This window comes from Bacillus sp. FSL K6-6540 (assembly GCF_038007545.1).
In genome coordinates, this window is the sequence record NZ_JBBOXH010000001.1 from 2,783,763 (window position 1) to 2,808,333 (window position 24,571).

23 protein-coding genes are annotated in these 24,571 nt (G+C 50.7%); 18 read left to right on the forward strand and 5 right to left on the reverse strand.

Going from position 1 to position 24,571, the window contains the following annotated elements; translation table 11 throughout:
* Positions 1-6 precede the first annotated feature (6 nt).
* Positions 7-924 carry an ArsR/SmtB family transcription factor gene (locus MHH82_RS12475; RefSeq protein ID WP_340965883.1) on the reverse strand — a complete coding sequence of 306 codons (918 nt, stop codon included), beginning with the start codon at positions 922-924 and terminating at the stop codon, positions 7-9.
* A 129-nt stretch (positions 925-1,053) separates the two neighbouring features.
* On the opposite strand from MHH82_RS12475, the gene MHH82_RS12480 reads away from it, so the two are divergent.
* The 6 genes from MHH82_RS12480 (at position 1,054) to MHH82_RS12505 (ending at position 7,281) form a co-directional block, all read left to right on the forward strand.
* The gene (locus MHH82_RS12480; RefSeq protein ID WP_015734706.1) at positions 1,054-2,235 is read left to right on the forward strand and encodes an MFS transporter; all 1,182 of its coding nucleotides are present in this window, start codon (positions 1,054-1,056) and stop codon (positions 2,233-2,235) included.
* 83 nt (positions 2,236-2,318) lie between these two features.
* Positions 2,319-3,038: a phosphonate ABC transporter ATP-binding protein gene (locus MHH82_RS12485; RefSeq protein WP_009589188.1), complete on the forward strand. Its 720-nt coding sequence runs from the start codon at positions 2,319-2,321 to the stop codon at positions 3,036-3,038.
* 50 nt (positions 3,039-3,088) lie between these two features.
* Entirely contained in the window at positions 3,089-4,423 is a 1,335-nt protein-coding gene (locus MHH82_RS12490; protein ID WP_340965886.1) for a hypothetical protein, read from the forward strand.
* Between the two features lie 3 nt (positions 4,424-4,426).
* Positions 4,427-5,125, forward strand: coding sequence for a response regulator transcription factor (locus MHH82_RS12495; protein WP_009589197.1), 699 nt, complete (start codon positions 4,427-4,429; stop codon positions 5,123-5,125).
* The gene (locus MHH82_RS12500) at positions 5,122-6,576 is read left to right on the forward strand and encodes a sensor histidine kinase (protein ID WP_015734708.1); all 1,455 of its coding nucleotides are present in this window, start codon (positions 5,122-5,124) and stop codon (positions 6,574-6,576) included. The genes MHH82_RS12495 and MHH82_RS12500 overlap by 4 nt, the downstream gene beginning before the upstream one ends.
* Before the next feature lie 177 nt (positions 6,577-6,753).
* On the forward strand, positions 6,754-7,281 hold the full coding sequence (locus MHH82_RS12505) for a GNAT family N-acetyltransferase (protein WP_145035708.1): 528 nt from the start codon (positions 6,754-6,756) through the stop codon (positions 7,279-7,281).
* Between the two features lie 146 nt (positions 7,282-7,427).
* Here MHH82_RS12505 and MHH82_RS12510 read toward each other — a convergent pair whose 3' ends face one another.
* Complete coding sequence (locus tag MHH82_RS12510; protein WP_015734710.1) at positions 7,428-8,642, reverse strand: glucose-1-phosphate adenylyltransferase; 1,215 nt, start codon at positions 8,640-8,642, stop codon at positions 7,428-7,430.
* A 223-nt stretch (positions 8,643-8,865) separates the two neighbouring features.
* Here MHH82_RS12510 and glgB point away from each other — a divergent pair, with 223 nt between their 5' ends.
* Both glgB and glgA read left to right on the forward strand, forming a co-directional pair.
* Positions 8,866-10,845, forward strand: a complete 1,980-nt coding sequence (glgB, locus tag MHH82_RS12515) for a 1,4-alpha-glucan branching protein GlgB (protein ID WP_340969926.1) — start codon at positions 8,866-8,868, stop codon at positions 10,843-10,845.
* A complete protein-coding gene (gene glgA, locus MHH82_RS12520) occupies positions 10,842-12,275 on the forward strand; it encodes a glycogen synthase GlgA (protein WP_340965893.1) in 1,434 nt (477 codons plus the stop codon). The genes glgB and glgA overlap by 4 nt, the downstream gene beginning before the upstream one ends.
* 90 nt (positions 12,276-12,365) lie before the next feature.
* Here glgA and MHH82_RS12525 read toward each other — a convergent pair whose 3' ends face one another.
* Positions 12,366-14,114: an alpha-glycosidase gene (locus MHH82_RS12525; protein ID WP_340965895.1), complete on the reverse strand. Its 1,749-nt coding sequence runs from the start codon at positions 14,112-14,114 to the stop codon at positions 12,366-12,368.
* Between the two features lie 31 nt (positions 14,115-14,145).
* Positions 14,146-14,295, reverse strand: coding sequence for a hypothetical protein (locus MHH82_RS12530; protein ID WP_340965897.1), 150 nt, complete (start codon positions 14,293-14,295; stop codon positions 14,146-14,148).
* A 390-nt stretch (positions 14,296-14,685) separates the two neighbouring features.
* Between MHH82_RS12530 and MHH82_RS12535 the strand changes: the two genes are divergently transcribed.
* From MHH82_RS12535 to MHH82_RS12545, 3 genes are all read left to right on the forward strand, one after another.
* Positions 14,686-16,128: an ABC transporter substrate-binding protein/permease gene (locus tag MHH82_RS12535; RefSeq protein WP_036665363.1), complete on the forward strand. Its 1,443-nt coding sequence runs from the start codon at positions 14,686-14,688 to the stop codon at positions 16,126-16,128.
* A complete protein-coding gene (locus MHH82_RS12540) occupies positions 16,115-16,837 on the forward strand; it encodes an amino acid ABC transporter ATP-binding protein (protein ID WP_192572328.1) in 723 nt (240 codons plus the stop codon). Before MHH82_RS12535 ends, MHH82_RS12540 begins: the two co-directional genes overlap by 14 nt.
* 186 nt (positions 16,838-17,023) lie before the next feature.
* Positions 17,024-17,755, forward strand: a complete 732-nt coding sequence (locus tag MHH82_RS12545) for a 3D domain-containing protein (protein WP_015734716.1) — start codon at positions 17,024-17,026, stop codon at positions 17,753-17,755.
* An 80-nt stretch (positions 17,756-17,835) separates the two neighbouring features.
* On the opposite strand, the gene MHH82_RS12550 is transcribed toward MHH82_RS12545, so the two are convergent.
* Positions 17,836-18,684, reverse strand: a complete 849-nt coding sequence (locus MHH82_RS12550) for a polysaccharide deacetylase family protein (protein WP_041621974.1) — start codon at positions 18,682-18,684, stop codon at positions 17,836-17,838.
* Positions 18,685-18,850: 166 nt separating this feature from the next.
* Here MHH82_RS12550 and MHH82_RS12555 point away from each other — a divergent pair, with 166 nt between their 5' ends.
* From MHH82_RS12555 to mobB, 7 genes are all read left to right on the forward strand, one after another.
* On the forward strand, positions 18,851-19,873 hold the full coding sequence (locus MHH82_RS12555) for an NADH:flavin oxidoreductase/NADH oxidase (RefSeq protein WP_340965901.1): 1,023 nt from the start codon (positions 18,851-18,853) through the stop codon (positions 19,871-19,873).
* 160 nt (positions 19,874-20,033) lie between these two features.
* Positions 20,034-20,702, forward strand: coding sequence for a PspA/IM30 family protein (locus tag MHH82_RS12560; protein WP_009589445.1), 669 nt, complete (start codon positions 20,034-20,036; stop codon positions 20,700-20,702).
* A 199-nt stretch (positions 20,703-20,901) separates the two neighbouring features.
* A complete protein-coding gene (locus MHH82_RS12565; RefSeq protein ID WP_009589371.1) occupies positions 20,902-21,306 on the forward strand; it encodes a DUF350 domain-containing protein in 405 nt (134 codons plus the stop codon).
* 31 nt (positions 21,307-21,337) lie between these two features.
* Positions 21,338-21,844, forward strand: a complete 507-nt coding sequence (locus MHH82_RS12570; RefSeq protein ID WP_009589430.1) for a DUF4178 domain-containing protein — start codon at positions 21,338-21,340, stop codon at positions 21,842-21,844.
* Between the two features lie 10 nt (positions 21,845-21,854).
* Positions 21,855-22,586 (forward strand): DUF4247 domain-containing protein, encoded by a 732-nt coding sequence (locus MHH82_RS12575; RefSeq protein WP_340965906.1) that lies wholly within the window; start codon positions 21,855-21,857, stop codon positions 22,584-22,586.
* Between the two features lie 185 nt (positions 22,587-22,771).
* Positions 22,772-24,061, forward strand: coding sequence for a molybdopterin molybdotransferase MoeA (locus MHH82_RS12580; RefSeq protein WP_036665359.1), 1,290 nt, complete (start codon positions 22,772-22,774; stop codon positions 24,059-24,061).
* Positions 24,058-24,561 (forward strand): molybdopterin-guanine dinucleotide biosynthesis protein B, encoded by a 504-nt coding sequence (mobB, locus tag MHH82_RS12585; RefSeq protein WP_036665358.1) that lies wholly within the window; start codon positions 24,058-24,060, stop codon positions 24,559-24,561. The genes MHH82_RS12580 and mobB overlap by 4 nt, the downstream gene beginning before the upstream one ends.
* The last annotated feature ends 10 nt before the right edge of the window (positions 24,562-24,571 follow it).

Genomic DNA, 24,571 nt, shown 5'->3' on the forward strand with positions numbered 1-24,571 from the left:
TTCATACTAGGAAAGTCGAATGTAAGTCTCCAGGAACATTTGCAGCTCGGCCGCACCATCCGGCCGCAGGCTGAATCTTTCGTTATTTTCGGATTTCAGATGGGAGCGCAGCAGGCCTGCCGCCCTCAAGATCATCAGGTGGTGCATCAATTGCTCATAGGGCTGTCCCAATTCGGACGCCATTTCGGACACGGCCTTCGGCTCATCCGCAATATATCTCAGCAGACGCAGACGTTCCGGATCCGCGAGAGCCTCGGTCATGCGCAGGAGAACGACAGGCGGCTCATCCTCGTCTTCTTCCGGTATATCAATAGGGTACTGCAGCAGGAGTACATTATCATAGAAGCAATAGGTATTGATCGGACGAAAATGCGTACCCGGGAACAAGACCACGTTTTCTTGCGGAACGTTATCCAGAATGACTCCGCTGGAAGCATATTCGATCAGATTTTCGTCGTCCATTTTCGGAAGCAGCATTCGTTTCTCTTCGGCATCTTCCTCCAGAAGATGGTACAGCTCAGGCTCCACTTCGGAAAAGTAGTGCTCATACCAGAGCTTCATCAACGGTGTGTAGTTTTCTCGAATTCTGGACGTTTCATCCCGCGTGAGGGACGGCAAGTGAGGCTGAAGCAGGCCATGAAGCTCTTCCACCGGGGAAGATTCGATCCAGCCCAGAAAATCAGGGATCTCCCGATGCTCTCCTCGAAGCATGATCAGGGCGTATAAGACATCGTAATCCGCGAGCGGCCATGAGCGGGCTCCACTGAACTGGACACGTACATGCTGCGGCAAACGCTCATCCATCTCCGTTATCAGCTGTTTTCCAATATCCAGGTTATCGGTCCATTTCCTTGTTGCATATATCATGAAGCTGCCCAGCAGCTCATAAACCATGGATACATCGATACTAACTTTATATTTCATGAACGGATACCCTCCCAATTGATGGCATTGTTATTATTATGGCTTGTATCGATTGGGCTTGTCCACTATAATGTTCATTTGGCTGTTTAAATTCATCGTTTTTTCATATTAGAGGAGGACTATATTTCAGTGACAGAAGCTGTTACCCCCCGTCAAGGGAGAACTCATTATTTTATTTTAATTGCCGTCGTGGTTGCGGCTGGTTTAAGCCAGGGACTGCTATTGCCGGTGCTGGCTATTTTTTTGGAACGGATGGGCATCTCATCCTCCATGAACGGATTGAACGCGGCTGCTTTATATGTAGGCTCATTTGCCATGACGCTGGTTGCGGAACGGCTTCTCGGCTGGGTCGGTTTCAAAAGACTGATCGTATCGGGTCTCGTGCTGGTGATGCTGTCGCTGGTCGCTTTTCCGTTGATTCCGAGCGTAGCCGTCTGGTTTGTGCTGCGGGTGCTTGTGGGCATCGGCGACAGCGCGCTGCATTATGCCGCCCAGCTGTGGGTGCTGATGATGTCAACCGTGAAGAATCGGGGGCGGAGCATTTCCTTTTACGGTATGTCCTACGGTCTGGGATTTAGTATAGGGCCGCTCGGCATTCCTCTTCTGAAATACGGCGAGGCGGTACCGTTTCTGATTCTGGCTGTGCTGTTCTTGTTCATTCTGCTGGTCGTTCTGTTCAAACTTCCGAATTTGAAGCCGGAAAAAAGCGAGCAAGGAGAGCAGCAGCCGGCCGGCCGTTATCTCAAAAGCTATCGGCTGGCCTGGTTTGCCTTGATTCCCGCATTTTTGTACGGATACATGGAAGCGGGGATTAACAGCAATTTCCCGGTCTATGGGTTAAGAAGCGGATTTACTTTAGGCGAAATTTCGACATTGCTGCCCTTTGTCGGCATCGGCGGACTCCTGCTGCAGCTTCCCCTCGGCATCTGGAGCGATAAATTCGGACGCAAGCGGGTGCTGACGATCGCGGGGATCGTGGGAGGCTGCAGTTTCCTGCTGATTCCGGTAGCCGGAACGAATTTCTGGGCAACCTTACTATTACTGACGATGGCCGGCGGGTTGGTCGGTTCTTTCTTCTCCCTCGGTCTGGCTTATGCCGCGGACATCCTTCCCAGGGTGCTGCTGCCGGCGGCCAACGTCGTGGCTTCCTTCCATTTCAATGCCGGCAGTATCGCAGGACCGAATGCGGGTGGCGCTATCATGGAAACCGGGTGGAACGGGGGAATCTTCGTTTTGCTCGGCGGCTTGTATATTGTGTTTGCGTGCACGGGTTTATGGTTCAAAGGCAACAGCGTTTCACCCGACAAATAGAAACATGCGTTCTCATGGCAATTGCTTTCGCTTTCTTCTAAACTAGAGAGTAGGAATATGCACTTGACGGGAGAGACGATAACATGATTAAAGTGGATCGGCTGAAGAAAACGATGGGTCCTGAACGTACACCGGTGTTAAAGGATATCACATTTCAGATGGAACACGGGGAAATGATCGGTCTGATCGGTGCGAGCGGAAGCGGAAAAAGTTTGCTGATGAGCTGTCTGTCGATGCAGCAAAAATGGGACGGCGGCAAGCTGACGATTGACGGCGAAGATATGATGAATCCCGCCGGAAAACGAAGAATTCGACGGGAATGGGCTTATCTCGAGCAGAATCCTTCCCTAAACGTAAATCGAACGGCGCTTAAGAATGTATTGATCGGGCAATCCAGCCAAACGCCGCTGTGGCGGATGGTTACCGGGATGGTCCGGTCTGATGATTATATGGGAGCCATGGATACGATCGAGCACCTGGGTTTGCTGGACAAGGCAAAACGCAAGGCCGGCGAGCTGAGCGGCGGCGAGAAGCAGCGAATTGCCATTGCCCGGGCGCTCGTTCACGGCGCTAAGGTGATTTTGGCGGACGAGCCTGTCACGGGACTCGATCCGGCCTCTGCCGAGCATGTTTTGAAGACGCTAAAAACCTTGTGCGAGGAAGAGCGTCTGACGGTATTTACCGTCATCCCGCTGGAGCTTGCGGAGAAATACTGCACCCGAATCATGGGGCTGTCGGGCGGCCAGCTGGTAGTGGATGTGACCGGAAGACGTTTAACCCATGGCGAGAAGTCAAGACTGTAATTATCAATCACTTGACGCAAGGCGAAAGCATAGAAATGAGTTGATACTTATTGAAATATAGAGTGATGCAAGCCCTCTTGGCCGGCTTGTTACTATTTATCATAAGCGGCTGTACCTTTATCCAGGATCCGGTGTCTTTAATGAAGCGACCGGATCTGCCGACGGACAAAGCGACGCTGAACGGCGCCATCCAGTCCGCGCTCCAGAAGATCAAACTGGACAACGGCGCTATCATTCGGCCGCGAAGCGACGTCGACAGCAGTTCGATCCGAATTCATGACCTGGACAACGACGGCGTTATGGAAGCCGTCGTCTTCTATCAGACGCCGGATGAAGAGGTGAAAATCCACGGCATGATCATGCAGCAGCAGGGTGATACCTGGGTGAAGAGCCTCGATTTCGACGGAGAAGGGACGGTTTTGGAGTCATTTGATTTCGTTGATTTTACGAATGACGGCAAGGTTGACATCGTAGCCGGTTTCTCCCGCGGAGAAGAGAATCTTCAGAACCTGCTGGCCGTGTATTCATTCTCCGGGGATTCGCTCGAAAAAATCCCGGCCTTGCCGTATACGCACTTCAATATCGGAGACATGAACGGCGACAAGGTCAAGGATATTACGGTAGTATACCTCCAGCAGAAAGAGCTCTCGTATATCAGCACCTATCAATACGACAAATTCGAGGATGCTTTCGTTGAGCTGAACAAGCTGGATTTGGGACCAAATATCGAAAGTTATTACAATGTTGTCGCAGGTAAAGTGGCCAAAAACAAAGAAGGTATCATCTTGGATGCTTCGGTCGTGTCCAACTCTTCCTATTCCAAGCTCATTATCATGGAGGACAACAAGTTTATTGACGTGCTCCAGGATGAACTGCTTACTTACAAGGAACTGCCGGTTGAGAGCGAGGACGTGAACGATGACGGTATTTTAGAGTTTGGTGTGCTTACAAGGCCAATCGGCTGGGAAGATCGGCTGATCCTGGACGAAATCCCGTTCTTCACCACGTACTTCCAGTGGGACGGAGAGGTGCGGGAGAGCAACGAAGTAGAAGGGCTTCAATTCGTGCTCCAAAGATACTACGATATGAATAATCGCTTCTATCTGGATTTTCCGCCGGATATGTACAATAAAATTACCATTACGCCGGAATCCAACAAAAATGCTTATCTGAACTTTGTCATGACCGACACGGGAGAGTCCGTCGCGGAAATCAAGTTTTTCTCCACGGCCCAGTGGGGGAAAGCCGAATCCGATTGGGAGATCTTGGTGAAGGAGAAAAACCGCGTCATCGCTTATCGAAGCCATGGCGATCTGAAATTGAGTAAAAAAGATAAAAAGCCAAGCAGCAACAATGTGGCTCCTATCGAAAGAAAGGGGAACTAGACCTTGAGTAAAGTGCTCATATTAGAAGATGAAGAATCCATTCGCAGTTTTATCGTAATTAATCTGAAACGGAACGGCTTTGAGGTGCTGGAGACCGAGAACGGCAATGAGGCCCTTCGCTTGCTGCAAACGACGCCAGACATCGATATCGCCTTGCTCGACGTCATGGTTCCTGGTATCGACGGCTTTGAAGTATGCCGCAGAATCCGGGAAACGAACGAGCGGATCGGCATTATTTTCCTGACGGCAAAAGTTCAGGAGCAGGACAAAGTGTATGCCCTATCCGTCGGAGCGGATGACCACGTAAGCAAACCGTTCAGCCCGACGGAACTGATCGCCCGGCTGCAATCCCTTCTGCGCAGGGTGAACGTTCAGCGTGCGGGTGCCGCCAAGGTATCCTTCCAATCGGGTCCGTTCACGCTGGATCTGATTTCCAAGCAATTCAAGAAGAACGGGCAGCCGGTGGAGCTGACGCCTACGGAGTTCTCGCTGGTCCAGTTCTTCCTGGAAAAAGAAAACACGCCGCTTAGCCGTGATGTGCTGCTTGATCACGTATGGGGCAAAGAATATATGGGCGATCCCAAAATCGTGGACGTGAACATTCGGAGACTGCGCCAAAAAATCGAAGGCAATCCTTCCGAGCCGGAATACCTCCAGACGGTATGGGGACACGGCTATAAATGGAAGGGTCAGGGACAATGATCATCAAAAAAGGCATTCGGCGGCAAATCGTGCTGCACTACTTCCTGGTAGTGTTCATCGCCTTGCTGCTGATTGAGGTTATTTTTCTTATCGCTTTACGATCGTATTATTACGATACGGTGTACAACCATATGGTGAACCATATCCGTACCGCCAATGATTTCTATCAGCCCTTTCGACTGACCTCGTCGGACAACGTCAATCAGCTGAGCGAAATGGTTCGCCATTTTGAACTGTATAATACGGAGCTTCAAATTTTGAACCCGGCTGGGCAAGTACTCTCAACTTCGACCGGCTTCGAAATAGAGCAGACCATCAAGACCAGCGATGTTACCCAAGCGCTTGCAGGCAATACGAGCCGTTGGATCGGCAAACAGCAAGGCACGGGCCAGATCGTGATGGCGGTGTCCCAGTCCGTTTCGAACGGTTTTGAAAATACGTATATTCTCCGTTACGTGACTTCGCTGGAATACGTAAACGACAAGCTGATGAAAATGACGCTGTTTGCCGTCAGCATCGGGGCGGCCGTTCTGGCGATCGTGCTTGCTTTCAGCATTGGGCTGGCCAATTCCATCGTAAAGCCGCTCAACAACATTACCACGGTGTCCGCTCAGATGGCCAAAGGCAAGTTCAACGTACGGATCAAGGGCGACTACAAATACGAGCTTGGCGAGCTTTCGTCGACCTTGAACTACATGGCGCAGGAGATTGTGCGAAGCAATCAGGTGAAGGATGACTTTATCTCCTCGATCTCGCATGAGCTGCGAACGCCGCTCACAAGCATCAAGGGCTGGAGCGAAACGCTTGACTCCGGCGGCTACGACCCGGAAGAAACGAAAATCGGAATGCAGATCATCTCCAAGGAAACCGACCGGTTGATCGGCCTTGTCGAAGAGCTTCTGGATTTCTCCAAGCTCCAGCAGAATGAGATGAAGCTGGTGAAGGGCATCGTGAATTTACGGGAGCTGCTGCAAGAGATCATGCTCAATCTGTGGACGAAAGCCGAGAAGAAGGGCGTTCAGATCAAACTGGAGTCCGACGAGAAGCCGATTATCTATGGGGATGTCAACCGCTTGAAGCAGGTATTCCTGAATATCGTGGACAACGCGGTTAAATTCTCGCATGAGAACGGGGTAATCAACCTGTCCTTCGCGATGGAAGAGAAGTTTGTTATCGTTACCGTACAAGATCACGGGATCGGCATCTCGGACGAGCATCTTCGGCGGGTAAAGGATCGGTTCTTCCAGGTGAATCCACTTAACGGGGGAACGGGACTGGGATTAGCGATCACGCAGCAGCTCGTTGAGCTTCACGGGGGCACGATGGAAATGGAAAGCGAGCTCGGGCACGGAACAGCCGTGATCGTCAAGCTGCCGCTGCCTGAGGGGAAAATACCGATGGCCGGCGGGTTGGAGAACGGTGAGGATGACGCAGCCGGGCCGATGGCCTAAGCTTTGCCGGTAATCCGGCAAAGCTTTTCTCAATAATACAGAATTTATAAGTATACGGGAAATCGTAAGCAATACTGTATTCGCATAGATAAGTTTTGTCCCCACAAAGTATATGGTATATGTCTCGGAGTACAGGCTCCACTTTGTGTGGCTATGTTATAAAGGGGGAGTACAGGGGTGGAATCCGCAGCAATGTTTTCAACGGAGCAGGGGCGGTTTGAACTACGACGGGCAGAAGCCGCGCACGCAGGAGAGATGCTGGTGCTTCTAACGGAGGCGGCCGAGGTGATGGAACAGCAAGGGCGCAAGCAGTGGAGCCCCTCGCTTTTTTCCCTGGAGCTAATGGAACAGTACCTGGCAGAGCGTGAAGTATTCATCCTGTGGCATGAAGACAAGGCGGCCGGCATGTTTACGCTGCAGTACGGGGACCCTGACTACTGGGGAAAGCGGGACGATCCGTCCTACGGTTACTTGCATCGTCTGACCGTACGCTTCGCTTATCGGGGGCTGGAGCTTGGGAACAAAATGATTTCCTTTGCGGAATCGTATTTGGTTTCCAAAGGGAAACGGGGCTTCCGATTGGATTGCGTATCCCATTTGCCAACGCTGAATCGATTTTACCAGCGTCAAGGATTTCAATTCGTGGCCGAGCAGGATATGGGCGGTCGCATCGTGAATTTATATGAAAAGACTTTTGTTTCTTGATCTTAAAGTTTCAAAACCTCCGTCGCATGCGCTTAGACAAAGTCAGCAGGGCACGATACATGAGAAAAAGCGATCCGTTACGGATCGCTTTTTGTGTAATACGCCTGAAGAAATTCTCAGAGCTCTATTCTGTTCATGACATTCGTTCAGGATGAAGAGACATTTGCACGCAAGCGTCCTTTTTCGTATACATCCTGAAGGAGCCGGGCCGGCTGGGTACGAACCGTTGGTTTCGGAAGCACCGTCTCGTACGGTCCTACGACCACGACATTGCCGGGAGCCCCTTTCACAACGGCTCCGTCCTTGATCACTGCACCTTCCCCGATGATGGCGTGCTCGATATGGACGCCTTTGCCGATTTTGGCATTCGGCATGACCACGCTATCCTTCACGATGGAGTATTTGCCGATTTCTGATCCGCAGAAGATGACGGAACTTTTGGCTTTTCCTTCGAAGCTGCATTGGTCATGAATCAGGCAGTCCGTATGCTCCACATTTCGGGTCCGTGCTGCCGACAGCTTGGTTTTCCAAGCGCGCGTATACATAGGCCAGTCGGCTCTCTCAAGGACGAGCTCATTTTGGCTAAGCACATCCATATGGGCTTCCCAGAGGCTTTCTACGGTGCCGACATCGCGCCAGTAGCCCTGGAAGCGGAATGCTAGCAGCGACTCTTCTCCGGACAGCATCTTAGGGATGACATCCTTTCCGAAATCATGGCTGGAGTTCGGGTCAGACGCATCTTCGATCAGGTGCTGCTTCAGATAGTCCCAACGGAACAAATAAATGCCCATGGAGGCAAGATTGCTTTGCGGTTCTGCCGGTTTTTCGGCAAATTCAATGATATTGAGATTATCGTCAACGCTCATGACGCCAAATCGGCTGGCGTCTTCCCATGGTACTTCCATCACGGAAATCGTGGCAGGAGCTCCTTGCTTCATATGGGCTTCAAGCATTTCCCGGTAATCCATCTGGTAAATGTGGTCCCCGGACAAGATGAGCACATGCTCTGGATTTTGATCATCGATGTATTGAATGTTTTTATAAATGGCATCTGCCGTTCCCAAGTACCCGTCTTGGTGTGTGCTGTTGGATGGAAGAAGGGCAATGCCTTCACGTCCTGTATGTGTTAATCCCCAGGGTTCGCCTTCGCCGATATGTTCGTGTAATGATTCTGCCTCATATTGCGTAAGCACTCCAACCGTATCGATTCCGGAGTTTACACAATTGCTGAGAGGAAAATCGATTATACGATAATGTCCGCCAAACGGAACGGCGGGTTTTGCCAGCCTGGACGTAAGGGGAGCCAATCGTTTACCTTCTCCACCCGCCAGAAGCATAGCAATACAGTCTTTTTTCTTCATCACGTTTCCCTCCCAATGTATTTTCACGTTGTACATTACATAAACGACATTCCCGGGGTTTGAAACGATTATATTGAAAAAGTAATTTGAAAATTACAAAATTATTTTTCAGGGACATTTTTTATTTTCAACCTGGTTAGAATGGGGTAATAGCATTAATAATATTGGATTTTTAAGAAAAAGCAGGTGACGACGATTGAACCAAGCAGTTAGGGAAGGAAACATGACTCCGGAACAAGTGTATTTATTTCATGAAGGAACCTGGTTTCACAGTTACCAATGTATGGGTGCACACCTTGCCACAGAAGAAGGAGAAGAGGGCGTGCGTTTTACGGTGTGGGCTCCGAATGCCAGGCAGGTAGGACTTGCCGGAGACTGGAACGGCTGGGATGGTTCCCAAGACCCGTTATATAGGATGCCCGATTCGGGAATTTGGAGTCGGTTTTTCCCTGGGATGGAGACTGGAACTTTTTACAAATATCAGATCACGGGGCCCTTCGGAGAAACATTCCTAAAGGCCGATCCTTATGCATTTCATGCCGAAGTACGACCTGCGACGGCATCGGTGGTGACCGACCTCTCAGGATATCGCTGGAATGATGCCGCATGGAGAAGGAAGAACAAATCCCCATATGCCAAGCCGGTGAACATTTATGAAATGCACTTCGGAACCTGGCGGCAAAAAGAGGACGGTTCGTTCTTTACATATCGGGAATTGGCCGATCAGCTGATTCCTTATTTGCAGGAAATGAGTTATACCCACGTAGAATTTATGCCCTTGGCGGAGCATCCCTACGATCTTTCGTGGGGCTATCAGGGTACCGGATTTTATGCGCTGACGAGCAGATACGGAACTCCCCATGATTTCATGTACCTCGTCGACCAGCTGCACCAAGCCGGCATCGGCGTGCTGCTCGACTGGGTGCCCGCACATTTTGCCAAGGATGCCCACGGGCTTCGGCAGTTTGACGGGGCGCCTCTTTATGAGTATGCAGACCCCCAAAAAGCCGAGAAACCTGGCTGGGGAACATTGTCTTTCGATTATGCCAAGCCGGAGGTAATTTCATTCCTCATCTCCAATGCCTTATTTTGGATGGATATGTATCATATTGATGGTCTTCGCGTTGATGCCGTGACGAGCATGATCCGTCTTGATTTTGAGAAGCGTGAGGGTCAGTACAGCCTTAACGAGCACGGAGGCTTGGAAAATCTTGAGGCGATATCCTTTCTCCAGGAATTGAATAAAGCCGTGTTTCGATATTACCCGAATGCCTTGATGATGGCCGAGGAGTCGAGCGCATGGGCGGGGGTTACGGCACCTGTGCATGAAGGGGGTCTTGGCTTCAATTACAAATGGAATATGGGCTGGATGAACGACACGCTGTCTTATATTGAACAAGAGTTCGATCAGCGGCCTACCCATCATAATTTACTGACATTTCCCATTTGTTATGCCTATTCGGAGAATTTTACATTGCCGCTTTCACACGATGAAGTCGTCCATGGAAAGAAATCGCTGCTTAATAAAATGCCGGGAAGCTATGAACAAAAGTTTGCGGGACTGCGGATTTTGCTTGGATACCAGATCACCCAGCCCGGGAAGAATCTGCTGTTCATGGGGGGAGAGTTCGGCCAGTTTATCGAATGGAAGGATCAGGAGCAGCTCGACTGGCTGCTGCTGGACTATGAAAGCCACCGCAAGCAGTTGGCATATACGGCAGCTCTAAACCGCATGTACGTGGATGAAAAGGCGCTATGGGAGCAGGATCACCGATGGGAAGGCTTCGAATGGCTCAGCGCCGATGATCATGAGCAGAGTGTCGTATCCTATATGAGAATGGGCACCAAGCCCGGCGATACGCTGATCATCGTCATTAATTTTCAGCCAAAGGCATATGACCAATATCGGGTCGGTTTGCCGAGAGCGGGGCAATATGTGGAAATTTTGAATTCCGATCATGCCGATTACGGCGGCTCCGGACTGCTGAACGACGGTGAGATGAAAGCGGAGAAGAAGACCTGGCATGGCCAAACCCACAGCCTGGAGATCAAGCTGCCTCCATTAGGCATGGTTGTTTTAAAGAAAAAGCCGCCTCGATCGAGGAAATCGCAAGATCGATCGGACGCGTCGCTGAAGGCGGCAGCGGCAAGAGAGAAAACAGAACAAAAAACGAAACGGAGCAAAAGGGGGAAGCAGGATTGAAATTGTTATTTGCAGCTTCGGAATGCGGACCATACATCAAGACAGGCGGACTGGCGGATGTGATCGCTGCTTTGCCTAAATCCCTTCGCGGCATGGGCGAGGATATTCGAGTCGTGCTGCCGAAATATCGCGGCATTCCGGAAGAATACAGAGAGCGAATGGAGCATGTGGGAGAAACCCGGGTGCGGGTAGGCTGGCGCGAGCAATATTGCGGCATCGAGTCCCTGGTGGAAGACGGCGTAACGATCTATTTCGTGGATAACGAGTACTATTTTGACCGAGACGGCATTTATGGTTACATGGACGATGGCGAACGCTTCTCTTTCTTCAACCGTGCCGTGCTTGAGGTTCTGCCGGTAATCGGATTCCAGCCGGATGTGCTTCACTGTCACGACTGGCATACCGCCATGATTCCGCTGCTTCTTGAAGACGTCTATCGTCATGATCCCTTCTATGCGGGGATTCGAACCGTGTTCACGATCCATAATCTGTTGTATCAGGGCGTATACCCGTACGAGGTGTTGGTTGATCTGCTCGGCATTCACAGCCGGCATTTCACGGCCGAAGGCGTGGAGTATTACGGAAACGTGAATTTCATGAAAGCGGGCATCGTTTACGCAGATCACGTAACGACGGTCAGCCCAACCTATGCCACGGAAATCCAGACAGGTTATTACGGATACGGACTTGACGGACTTCTGTCGGCCCAGGGCTCGAGATTGAGCGGGATTGTGAACGGCATTGATACCAAAAGCTACAATCCGGCGACAGATCCGCATCTCGCCATGAAGTTCCGGAGCGGACTGAACAAAAAAACGCAGAACAAAATCGCCTTACAAGAAGAGCTGAATCTTCCCGTGGCGCCGCATATTCCGTTGATGTCGATGGTAACGCGATTGGTCGATTCGAAAGGACTCGATTTGGTTATCCGCATTCTGGATGAGCTGCTCTACTATGACGAGATTCAGTTCGTTGTCCTGGGAACGGGAGATCCTTCCTATGAGCATTGGTTCAGGGAAGCGGCAAATCGCTATCCCACCAAAATGTCGGCCCAGATCCGGTTCAATGAGCCGTTATCGCGGCGTTTTTATGCCGGCAGCGACCTGTTCCTGATGCCTTCCAAATTCGAACCGTGCGGCATCAGCCAGCTGATCGCCATGCGGTACGGCAGCGTACCCATTGTCCGAGAAACGGGCGGACTGAACGATACGGTTCAGGCATACAACGAGTATACGGGCGAAGGGAACGGCTTCTCCTTCAAGGATTACAATGCGCATGACATGATGAACACCATCCGTCGCGCGACCTCCATATATCGCATGCCCGAGCACTGGCGTAAAGTGAGCAAGAACGCTCTGGGCGGGGATTACAGTTGGAACGTTTCGGCGAAGGAATATCAGGAAATCTATCAACAGATCACCAGCCGATAATAACTATGGCTTTCATGACACAGGGGTGCCCGGATAGCGAAGGAATAACAAGCTATCCGGCACCCCTGTGCTGTCTGAATATGATCGAAGCTAATGTTTCAATTCCCGGCATAAAATGCGATACGCGTACGGTTCCAAATCGATATGCATCGTACCGTTTACCGGCTTTACAGGCTCTTGGGTTTCGGCATCGATCCAATCGGTCGTGACGATGGGATGCGATAGGGTACGCTTCGAGTCGCTGTTGTTGATCCAGACGATAAAATGCATGGTTTCGTCGGCACGTTCGTACACGATGCAAGGATCATGAAGATTCGCCTGCAGGAAGCGGAAGCGACCTTGCCTGAGGGCTTTATGCTCTTTCCGCAGCGCGATCATGCCTTGATAAAATGCATACAGCTCCTGGTTTCGCTTGTTGGGATCCCATTCCATGCATTTGCGGCAATCCGGGTCTCCATCCCCGGTCAAGCCGATTTCATCCCCGTAAAAGATGCACGGCGTGCCCATGAAGGTGAACAGGAATACGACGGTGAGTTTCATGCGCCGGATATCTTCTCCCACGCGGGTAAGCAGCCTGGGCGTATCGTGGCTGCAAAGCAGGTTGAAGACCACTTCGTTGGTCTGCTGCGGATAACGCATCAGGATCGAGCCGATGCGGTTGGCGAAGGTGAGCCCGTCCATGTTGCCGTTGAAAAACTCCAGCACCTTATCGGCAAAAGGGTAATTCATCACGGAATCAAATTGGTCGCCTTGCAGCCAGATCAACGAGTCTGACCAAACCTCGCCCACGATGTATGCCTCGGGGTTGGCCTTCTTGACAACCTGCCTGAAATCCCGCCAGAAATGATGGTCGATTTCATTCGCGACATCCAGACGCCAGCCGTCAAGCTTGATCTCCTTAATCCAATACTCGGCGACGCCCAGCAAGTACGCCTTGACTTCGGGATTGGCGGTATTGAATTTCGGCATGTTTCCGAAGAAGCCGAAGGTGTCGTATGTCGGTATGCCGTCCTTGATCTCGCAAGGAAACCGGTTCACATGAAACCACCCGGCATATTTGGACTTCTCGCCATGCTTCAGGACGTCCTGAAAGGGCGGGAACTCCTCGCTGCAGTGATTGAATACCGCATCCAAAATCACTCGAATGCCTTTTGCGTGGCAGGTATCCACTACCTTTTTCAACAGATCGTTATCGCCAAAGTGCGGATCCACCTGCTTATAATCTACCGTGTCGTATTTATGATTGGAGGGGGAGAGGAAGAGGGGGGTAAAATATATGGCGTTAATGCCCAGGTCAACCAGATCATCCAGATGATCCAGCACGCCCTGTAGGTCACCGCCGAAGAAATTGTCCACCTCCGGCTTGCCGCCCCAGGCTTCGGTTCCATCAGGACTGATGGCCGGGTTCCCGTTGGCAAAGCGTTCCGTCATGATTTGGTAGAATACGGCTTCTTTGGCCCATTCCGGTACTTTGAATACATCGACTTCATGTATGTACGGAAATTCAAAGTAGCCTGCCGGCGGATAGGGGTAATCCCATCCGATTCCGCTGTCGACCATATACACCGTTTCATCTCCCGCATGAATCCGGAATCCGTATGACAACCTTTTGTATTTGGGCCTGACTCCGCATTCCCAGTAATCAAACATGTCGTCAGAGGCGGCCTTTTCCATGGTGATCTCGAAGTACGTACGGTCCCAATCATATTTGTCGCCCGTCATGGCAACAACTGAATCAATGTCGTTCTTCTTGGTTCGAATCCGAAGATGAATGGTGTGTGTATCGTAAGCATAAGCCCATTTATCTCTAGGAACATGATACAGCGCTTCTAACAGCATGGTTACACCTCCTATATGAGTAAAGCTATAGCTAATTAATAACCAGCTGCTGGCTTGCCTGAATCATGCGGTGAATGAGACAGGCGGCTTGCAATGTAGATGGACCGAAATCATGCGCTTCTATAAGATGGGAAGGCAGCCGATAGATTATGCATCCGTCCGTTCCCTTCCAATATTCCATATCTTTAATTCCTATTTTGGATAATTCTAAAGTCCCGTGTTTACATTTTAATGTAGGGAGAGGAGAAGCTTGCGGATAGGATGAAATCTAAACATTAAATTCCATTTATTTTAGGAATAGAATGGATTCAAACCCGCTTGATTATTTTAATAATTAGTTATATTCCACAAACTGAATCATGTGTGACATGATCACTTTAAGGGTATGATGATTTGACCGTTGTATTAAAATAGTGGAATGACATACTACAAGTTGATTTTGCCTGTAAGTTACAAATTGAAAACCCATCAATTTTCATTGCATATTCATGCATCCTGTTTTATAATGACTCAGTTGCTTTTTTTCTAAAGGTTTAATCTATTTGTAACAGTTAGGGGAGAAATGAGACATATGAAACGTAAATTTACAGCGTGGATGACCCTGTTCATGGTGGTCGTGCTGTCTTTCGGCAGCCTCGTCCATGCGGAAGGCGAGAAGAAAACGGTAATTCTCGGAACCAGTGCCGACTATGCGCCATATGAGTTCCATAAAACGATAGATGGCGTGGATACCATCGTCGGATTTGATATCGATATCGCGAAGGAAATCGCCAAGGATCTTGGCGCAGAGCTCATTATCAAGGATACGTCCTTTGATGCGCTCTTGCCAGAGCTGACGAGCGGCCGCGTGGATTTCGTCATATCGGGCATGAATCCGACGGAAGACCGCCGAAAAAGCATTGATTTCTCGGAACCTTATTACGCTGCGGAACAATCGGTCGTAGTCCGCAAGGAAGACGCCTTGAAATTCAACACGCTTGAAAGCCTGGAAGGAGCCCGGATCGGGGTTCAGAAAAGCTCCATTCAGGAATCCATCGCAAAAACGATACCGAATGCCAATGTAGTATCGCTCGATAAAATCCCGGATTTGCTGCTGCAGCTGGAATCCGAGCGCGTGGACGTCGTCCTTGCGGAGTATCCGATCGCAAAGACCAACATGAATGAAGCGACCATGGCCATCACGGATGCCAAGCCGACGGCGGAGAACGACGCATATGCCATCGGGGTCCGCAAAGGAAACGAGGAGCTGCTTGGCAGCATTAATGCTACGCTCGAGCGCTTAAAAGAAAATAACCAGATCCAGAAATTTGTCGACGATGCCAGCGATCTGGCTGCAGGACGAACAGCAGAGAACTTGAATACCTTTGAATTTTTCTGGAAATATCGCGACTATTATGCCAAAGGCATTCAATTTACGTTGCTTATTTCGGCCCTCGGCGTATTTTTCGGATTCATTCTCGGATTGATTATCGCGTTAATGCGGATGTCCGGCGTAAAAATCCTTAAGTTCTTGGCTACCGCATATATTGAAATCATCCGCGGCACGCCGATGCTGGTCCAGCTGTTTATTATCCATTACAGCTTGGCGGCGTTTGATATTAAATTCTCACCGATCCAGTCGGGTATTTTGACGCTCTCCATCAACAGCGCTGCCTATTTGGCAGAAATATTCCGCGCAGGCATTCAGGGCGTGGACCGGGGACAACTGGAGGCCGCACGCTCGCTCGGGATGACCAAGGGCAAAGCCATGCGTCATATCATTTTGCCGCAGGCGCTGAAAGGGGTACTCCCTGCGATCGGTAACGAATTCGTTGTCATTATCAAGGAATCGTCCATCGTATCGTTCATCGGGGTATTCGATATTATGTACCAAGCCCAGATTTTGCGCGGTTCAACCTTTGCCCCGCTGAATCCGCTGCTTGTGGCGGCCATGATCTACTTTATACTGACATTCGTTCTTTCGAAGCTTCTGGGTGTCTGGGAAAGGAAGTTGAGTGCAAGTGATAACCGTTAAGGATCTTCATAAATCGTTTGGCAAGCTGGAAATACTGAAGGGCATCAATATCGAGATTGCAAAAGGAGAAGTGGTGGTTGTCATCGGACCGAGCGGCTCCGGTAAAAGCACCTTCTTGCGCTGTCTCAATCTGCTGGAAGTGCCGACCAGCGGCGAAATTTCATTCGAGGGTGAGCTGATCACCGCCAAGAACCACAATATCAATGCCACCCGCGAGAAAATGGGCATGGTGTTTCAGCAGTTTAACCTGTTTCCGCACAAAAAGGTCATCGATAACATTACGCTCGCCCCTATCCAAGTTAAAGGGGTTTCGGCGAAGGAAGCCGAGGCTACAGCAGACGAGCTGCTGAAATCGGTTGGACTGCAGGACAAAAAGGAGTCTTATCCTTCCCAGCTGTCCGGCGGACAGAAGCAGAGAATTGCCATTGCGCGAGCACTCGCCATGCAGCCCCATGTCATGCTGTTTGACGAGCCGACCTCCGCACTCGATCCCGAGATGGTGGGCGAGGTTCTGGAAGTGATGAAGAAGCTTGCCGAAGGCGGAATGACGATGGTCATCGTGACCCATGAGATGGGCTTCGCCCGCGAAGTGGGAGATCGGATCCTGTTCATGGACGGCGGCAAAATCGTGGAGGAAGGCACGCCGGACCAACTGTTCGGCAATCCGACCCATCCCCGTACGCAAGAGTTTTTGAGCAAGGTATTGTAACTTTTTCATCCGGAATGTAACAAATTAAAAACAGCGCCTAGCCTGGTGTTTCAGGCAGCGGCGCTGTTTTTCTTTGTGTGTTGGTAACAATTGCTTGCGGTATAGGTTACAAAATTGTGATATATTCATGTTCGTTGACATACTACATCCGATTTACCAAGCTACATATAAGGGAGGCATCTCTAGATGTTACGACAAATGAAATCCTGGACAAGAAATCGTGGACTTAACAAAAATAATAAGATCGCTGGAAGAACAGCAAAATGGTTTACCGTTACAGCCGTGGCACTCGGACTGACTTTTGCCGGAGGCGGGCTGCAAGCACATGCAAGCTCCGTGCATGTTGCCAAGAACGGCGATACGTTCTATTTCTTGTCCAAACAGTACGGCGTTAATATGGACAAGCTGATGAAAGCTAACCCAACAATAAAGGCAACGAATATTTACCAGGGGCTCAAAATCAACATACCAGGGACGGTATCGATGAACTCGGCGGCATCCGCGGCGCCGATCGCTCCAGGAAACTCCGGTTTCACGCCAAGCTTGAATGTTATCCCGCAGAATAACGTAGTCGAAGCATGGGGCAAGACGTTTAATTACAGCAAAACTTTGTCCGTTAAAGCTACAGCGTATTCCTCTGCTGCAAGCGAGAATGGCGGTTGGGGCGCGGTTGACTATTTCGGGAATTCCCTTAAGCTTGGCACCATCGCCGTTGATCCCAAGGTAATTCCGCTCGGTACCAAGGTGCTTGTAACAGGACATGAGCATCCAGGATTGCCTAAAAAGGCATTTGTAGCAGAAGCACGTGATATCGGCGGAGCCATAAAAGGGAATAAGATTGATATCTTCATCCCAGGCTCCCAATCATCCGTAAATCAATTCGGCATCCAGGATATCAAATTGTTCATAATCGATTAATTCATATATCATGATGAATCGTAAAGACGGCTTCACTGGTCAACTTCCAGTCAGCCGTCTTTTTGGCGTTCATGCAGGCTCTATCGCGATTCCGGCACGTTTAACATATCCGGAAGCGTCACGAAGCTGTACCCTTTGTTTCGCAGTTCCGTTATGATATCCGGGAGCGCATCGATGGTACCGGTAAGATCGGATCCCACGCCGCCGCCGGCATGCTGGAGAACGATCGATCCCGGGCCGACCGCAGTCATAATATTACTCTTGACCTCTTCCTTCTGCAGTCCTTTCCAATCGAGGGAATCGACATTCCAATTCACGACCTTGTACCCGTTTTTGCGCGCCCATTGGAGCTGCTCTTCATTAATATCGCCATAAGGCGGTCGGATCAGCCGCGGGTCGACTCCGGTCAGCGACTTCAAAATCGTGTTGGTACGCTCAATTTGGCTTTTGAATTTCTCCAGGCTCAGCTTGTTCAGTTGGGCGTGATTGTAAGAGTGATTGCCAATGGCATGTCCTTCTTCATGGATACGTTTCATGAGCTCAGGGTGTTTCTTGGCACGGTCTCCTACTGCAAAAAAGGTGGCCTTCACCTGCTGTTCCTTCAGCACATCGAGTACTTTACCGGTAAATCGGGGATCCGGTACATCATCAAAGGTAAGCGCCACCTGTTTGACCCGTGGTCCGCTTGCGCGAAACGTGTCCGGGTATTTCCTCAGCAATTGGCTTAAAGACGGCGCGTCGTCTGATGGTTTGCTCTGATTTCGCTTCGAATGATCCATGACTTGGCCGGACTCCGACATGACGGAAGCATCCTGAGGTGGTTGTGACAGATTATGTAAACCGGACGCGTTTGCCGGGATGCCCGGCACAACGAAAAAGAATGAAAGGATCCACAGCAGGCAGATTCCTGCGCGGCATCTTTTGAACATCACGATCGGCCCCTTTAGCTTTTTAGTATGGTATGCCCAGTTGGACAAACAATTATCCTCAATATGGGAATTCGACGGTTTTTAGTTTTCCCTCGGAAAGGTGTATAATAACCCCTAACAGATTTTATTACATCTTAATCATTTGGATGTGGAAGGAGATAATCGCTTGGCTGACTTGTTTACACCCTACAATTTCAAGAATTTGACCCTCAAGAACCGCATTGTTATGCCACCGATGTGTCAATATTCCGTAAAGGCCGGGGACGGGATTCCGAATGATTGGCATTTTGTGCATTACGTCAGCCGTGCCGTGGGAGGCACTGGCTTAATTATTGTGGAAATGACAGGCGTTCACCCGGACGGACGCATAACGAATCAGGATACCGGGATCTGGGACGACAATCAAATTCCTGCCTATCGCCGCATTGTCGATGCCGTGCATTCTTATGGAACCAAGATTGGTATCCAGCTCGGCCATGCCGGCCGAAAGGCGCAGGATGCCGAGCCGTCGGTAGCCCCGTCGGCAATCCCGTTCAGTTCCCATTACAAAATGCCGAAGGCACTCTCCACTGCCGAAGTGGAAGATCTCATACAGGCCTTCAGGGAAGGAGCTCGCCGGGCTGTTGAAGCCGGATTCGACACTGTTGAGATTCATGGCGCGCATGGTTACCTGATCCATCAGTTTCATTCGCCGCTGACGAATCAACGCAGTGACGAATATGGCCAAGACCTCCCCCTGTTCGGTGAACGGGTTGTCCAGGCCGTTAAGGAAGTGCTGCCCGAAGGCATGCCGATCATCATGAGGGTGTCTGCAAAAGAATATGTGGACGGCGGTTATGATGTGGAGTACTGTGCGGAAATCTGCAAACGATACCGGGATGCCGGGGGCGATATTTTTCATATCTCCTCCGGAGGAGAAGGGGTCGTCGGTTCCAATGGCGGTCCGGAAGCAAAGCCGGGTTATCAGGTCGATCTGGCTGCGGAGTTCAAACAACTGCTGAAGGTCCCCGTGATTGCGGTAGGGCTGCTTGATGATTACAATGTCGCCCAAGAGGTGGTTTTGTCGGGCAAGGCGGATATGGTGGCGATTGGAAGGGGCATGCTGCGGGATCCGTACTGGGCGGTTCATGCTGCCAAAGCGCTTGATGAAGAACAGAAAGTTCCGAAGCAGTATGAACGTGGATATTAAAAATCAGTGCGTGTTCAAAATTCAGATTTCAGCACCGATAAGGTGATCCCAAGATGACTTTTAACAACCACTAAAAAAATTTTGAAACCGTTTGGGATCATGCAACGTAAACATTTAACATATACCAGTATTTTAAAGCGAAAGCGAGAGGAAGAGAACGATGTCCATATTTAAAAGATTGCGTGACTTGACCATGTCCAATATTAACGCCATTATCGACAAGGCTGAAGACCCGATCAAGATGACGGACCAGTACATCCGCGATATGACCGAAGACCTTGAGGATGCCGAGAAGGCGGTAGCTGCCCAAATCGCCATCGAGAAACGCTTCAAAGCCCTTTATGAAGAGCAAGCTGCTCTCGTGGAAAAACGCACGCAGCAGGCTCATACGGCAGCGCAGGCGCAAAACGTTGAACTTGCCCGTCGTGCGCTGGAAGAGAAGAAGGCAGCTGAAGCCAAGCGCGACGAGTACAAAGCAAGCTACGATCAGAACAAGCTGGCAGCCGACAACCTGCGCGGCAAGCTGGAGGAAATGCGCAAGCAGCTTACAGCGATGAAGAACAAGCGCGAGACGCTGGTTGCCCGTTATAATGCGGCTAAAGCGCAAACCGAGATCAACAAAGCAATGAACGGTTTCGGGTCTGACACGGCTTCGGCTGGGTTGAAGCGGATGGAAGAAAAGATGCTGGCCATGGAAGCGCGTGCCGAAGCAAGCAACGAAATGTCGACGCGCGAGAAATCCCTCGATGAAGAGTTCGAGAACCTCGGCAAGGACAAAGCCGTTGAGGATGAGCTTGCAGCCTTGATGAAGCAATACGAGAACAAGTAATCCGGGTCTGGTGGTCTGACAGGTAAATAGTATCGATGGCGAGGGAGACGCAGCAGGGCTGAATACTACTGTGCTTCTCCTTCGCTTTTGTTTGATACCGGATATATACGGGACTACCCCTTTAAGGTTGTCTATCTTCATTTGAAGCAGTCTGATCAGGGCAAGTTGATATGTATGTTGAATGTGTGGAGGCTTAGAGATGGATTTTGATATGATCTTGCGTGTATTGCTTTGGACGGCTGTCGGCGGGCTGCTGTTGTTTGTATTGATGTTCGTGGATTCCCTGTTCACGAAATATAACGATCTTGAAGAAGTGAAAGCGGGTAACATGGCGGTAACCACAAGGCTGATCCTCAAGCTGGTCGCCCAAGGGTATATTTTATCCGTGTCGATCGGAACGTCCTATCACCTGCTGGAGGCGATTGTGGTATCGGTCGTTTCGTTTATCATACTGTTTGTTCTCGAAGCGTTGACAGAGCTCATGCTGCGCAATTTTGGCAAGCTGAACCTGGATAAGGGAACCCGCGAAGGCAAAACCGGTTACGGTTTGTTTGCAGGATCGCTGCATGTGGTCGGAGCGTTAATTATTACCGCTTGCTTATAGAACGCATAATGGAGATAGGGGATTAGGAAAGATGAGTATGTGGAAAAGAATCAGCAATTTATTTAGCAAGCCCGAGCCGCCAAAGGTAGAGAAGAGCATGCTGCAGCTGGCTCCGGGCGATATTTGCGAAGTGTCTCTGGTTACTTACGAAGTCACGGGCCGCGTGCACAATCGAGGCCGCAACGCGGTCGTCCTGACGCTTCAGGATGGCAGCACCATTGCTTATCTTCACATCGAAGAACGCGAGACGGTTCAATATGCACTCTATGCGCCCATCGATGGACGCCTGGATTCGCCGGATGAGGTGCCGTCCATCATCGATCTGGACGATCATGTGTTTCATTTGGAAGAGGAATACGGTGGACATGTTTCGATATCCGGCCGTACCGCGTTTATGCAAAGCGGGGAGCAGCACGTATGGCAGTACCAATCGGATGATTACAAGCTGCTGCGAATCGAATGGCAGAATGGACGGTTTATGCTCTATGAAGGCGAGAAAGTGATACCGGGGGACGTAAGGGTTATCCGGGCGACTTAGGAGTGGTGGCATGAAGGAACGCTCTTTTTTATCTGTAAAAATCATACTGGTACTGAGTCTGTTCGTATCTTTATTAAGCGGATGCGGTGCGCCGAATATCAAGGACACGTATCCGCTGGAGTCCGTCAATCGGGACGGAAATGCAACATCCTACGTGTATCGGGCAGCTGATAAAAGCGTTCCCGAAGTGGCGAGCGAGCTCATGGCGGCGAATACGCCGGATCAATCTTCTCCTGAGGGTACGGAGCGGATGTTCTTGGTCTATGGCGATGAGTATTACCATTTGCAGCAGGATCCCCAGAAGCCGGCCGATACGCTGATCGAAATCGATTCCAAGGAATATGTTCAGCGCAATTACGATTCCAGTTTCCTGCAGGGATACTTGACCGCCGTCCTTATCGGGAATTTGTTTGATTCGATGGGCGGCGGGGGCTATCGCGGCTATACCAGCAAAGATGTGTATAAACCGGCTCAAGGGAACTATAAAAAGCCGACAAGCCAAGATAAGAAGATCGCTCCGCCGTTGACGGTTGACCGGAGCGGGAAAATTACACGGCGCGGTCAGGATACGGTCGGCACGGGCGGAAGCCTGTTCAGACGGAATCCGGATTCGAGCGGTGACCGCGGCTCGATCAAACGCGGCGAAAGCGGCGGAAGTTTGTTCGATTCGCCGAAGAAATCGTACAAGAAGCCCAAGACCCGGATCGGATCCGGTAAGATTTCCCGAAGGGGCCGAAGGTAAAACAATACGTTTCATGCGCATGGTCTAAGGCCATGCGTTTTTTAATGTTTCGAAACGAAAATATACAACCGTCAGATACGTACAAGCGATTTCTTGGAGATCAGCCGCTCGGTTTGAAGATTGCTCAGAATGTAGTACAGTAAGATTATCAGTCTGGGATATAGTCAGAAAGCGAGGAATGAGTTGTGAAAGATCATGAACCGATATCGCCCAAGAAACCAAACCATAAATTCGATCGGCGTGCACTACAGGTATCAGACGCGCAAGCGTTAGCTACTTCTTATGCGGATTGCGGCCAGGAGGAGCTCATTTCGCTGCAGGACAGCGATGGCCGGGTGCTTGCATCCGATGTCGTCGCTCCCCACCCGTTCCCGGCTTTTGCCCGTTCGGGCATGGACGGTTATGCGGTGTCGTCAGCGGATTTGGCGCCATGCGATCAGGGGGAAAAGGTTTGGCTTGAGGTCGTCGACCATATCCCGTGCGGATATGTCTCCTCCGTGCCGATCGTACAAGGCAAGACTTCCCGTATCATGACGGGCGCCCAGGTGCCCGAAGGCGCGGACGCTGTCGTGATGCTTGAAGCGACGGAGCTTCGCGTGGAGGATGGCGTAACCTATGTAGGCTTTAAGCGTTCCATCGAGAAGGGAAAGAATATTACCCCTCTCGGGTTCGAACTCCAGGAAGGCGATATGATTCTCCGCCGAGGGACTCGCATCGGGCCGGGAGAGATTTCGGTTCTGGCTACGTTTGGCATACATAAGGTTGGAGTGTATCGTCAACCGGTCGTGGGGATCTTCGCGACGGGCACCGAGCTGCTCGACATAACCGAGCCGCTTGAGCCCGGTAAAATCCGTAACAGCAACACCTATATGCTTGCATCGCAAATTCGGGAAGCGGGCGGCGTTCCGGTGATCATGGAGGCCATTCCCGATCATATCGAGCTTGCCCGTCAGAAGGTGGAGGAAGCGCTCCGGGATTATGACATCGTGGTTACGACAGGCGGCGTCTCCGTAGGCGATTACGATATTATGGGAGAGCTGGTGACATCCGGCGGATTGGACATGCTGTTTAATAAAGTCACGATGCGTCCGGGCAGCGTGACAACCGCGGCGGTGAAGGAGGGGAAGCTGCTATTCGCGCTCTCCGGTAATCCGGGGGCATGCTTTGTCGGATTTCTGTTGTTTGTCAGACCTTCGATTCGAAAAATGATGGGCATGGAGCAGCTTTATTTAACCGAATGGACAGCCGAGCTGGGTTCGGATTATGCAAAGGTGAATAATTTTACCCGTTTTGTCAGGGGCAGCCTCCAAGCGGTAAACGGCAAACTTGTAGCCACGCCCGCCACCCTGGATGAATCAAGTGTCATGATCACGATCAAGGACAGCGACTGTTTGATTGTTATACCGCCAGAGCTGAGAGGAGCGGTTAAAGGCCAAGCCGTGCAGGTGCTCGTTCTTCCAGGGGTTTGGTCATGAAGGTCTTCCAGTTCTGCGGGTATAAGAACAGCGGCAAAACCACGCTCATTGCGGCTCTGATTCCGCAATTGAAACGACAGGGCATGAGGATAGCCGTCATCAAGCATGATGGGCATGGCTTTGATATGGACCGGGAAGGGACGGATACGTACAAATTCCGCGAGGCCGGAGCCGAGGGGATTGCCATTGCCTCGCCGGGCCGGACGGCCATGCTGAGGGAAACGGAGCTGGACCTCGATACGTTGATACATATGTACACTGATTATGACATGGTGCTGGTCGAAGGGTATAAGATGATGCCTTACCCAAAACTGGTACTGCTGCGGGGAATGGAGGACAGGGGGCTGCTGGATCAGGTCGAGGAGATCCGGGGAATCGTCGTGAATCCCGACATGCTAAAGGAACCGCCCGGCCTGCAGGAGATTCAGCATCGGCTGGCGGTTCCCTTGTTTACTTGGAATGAGGCGGAGCGGATCGCGTCGCTTATACTATCACTGTAAAAAACCATAA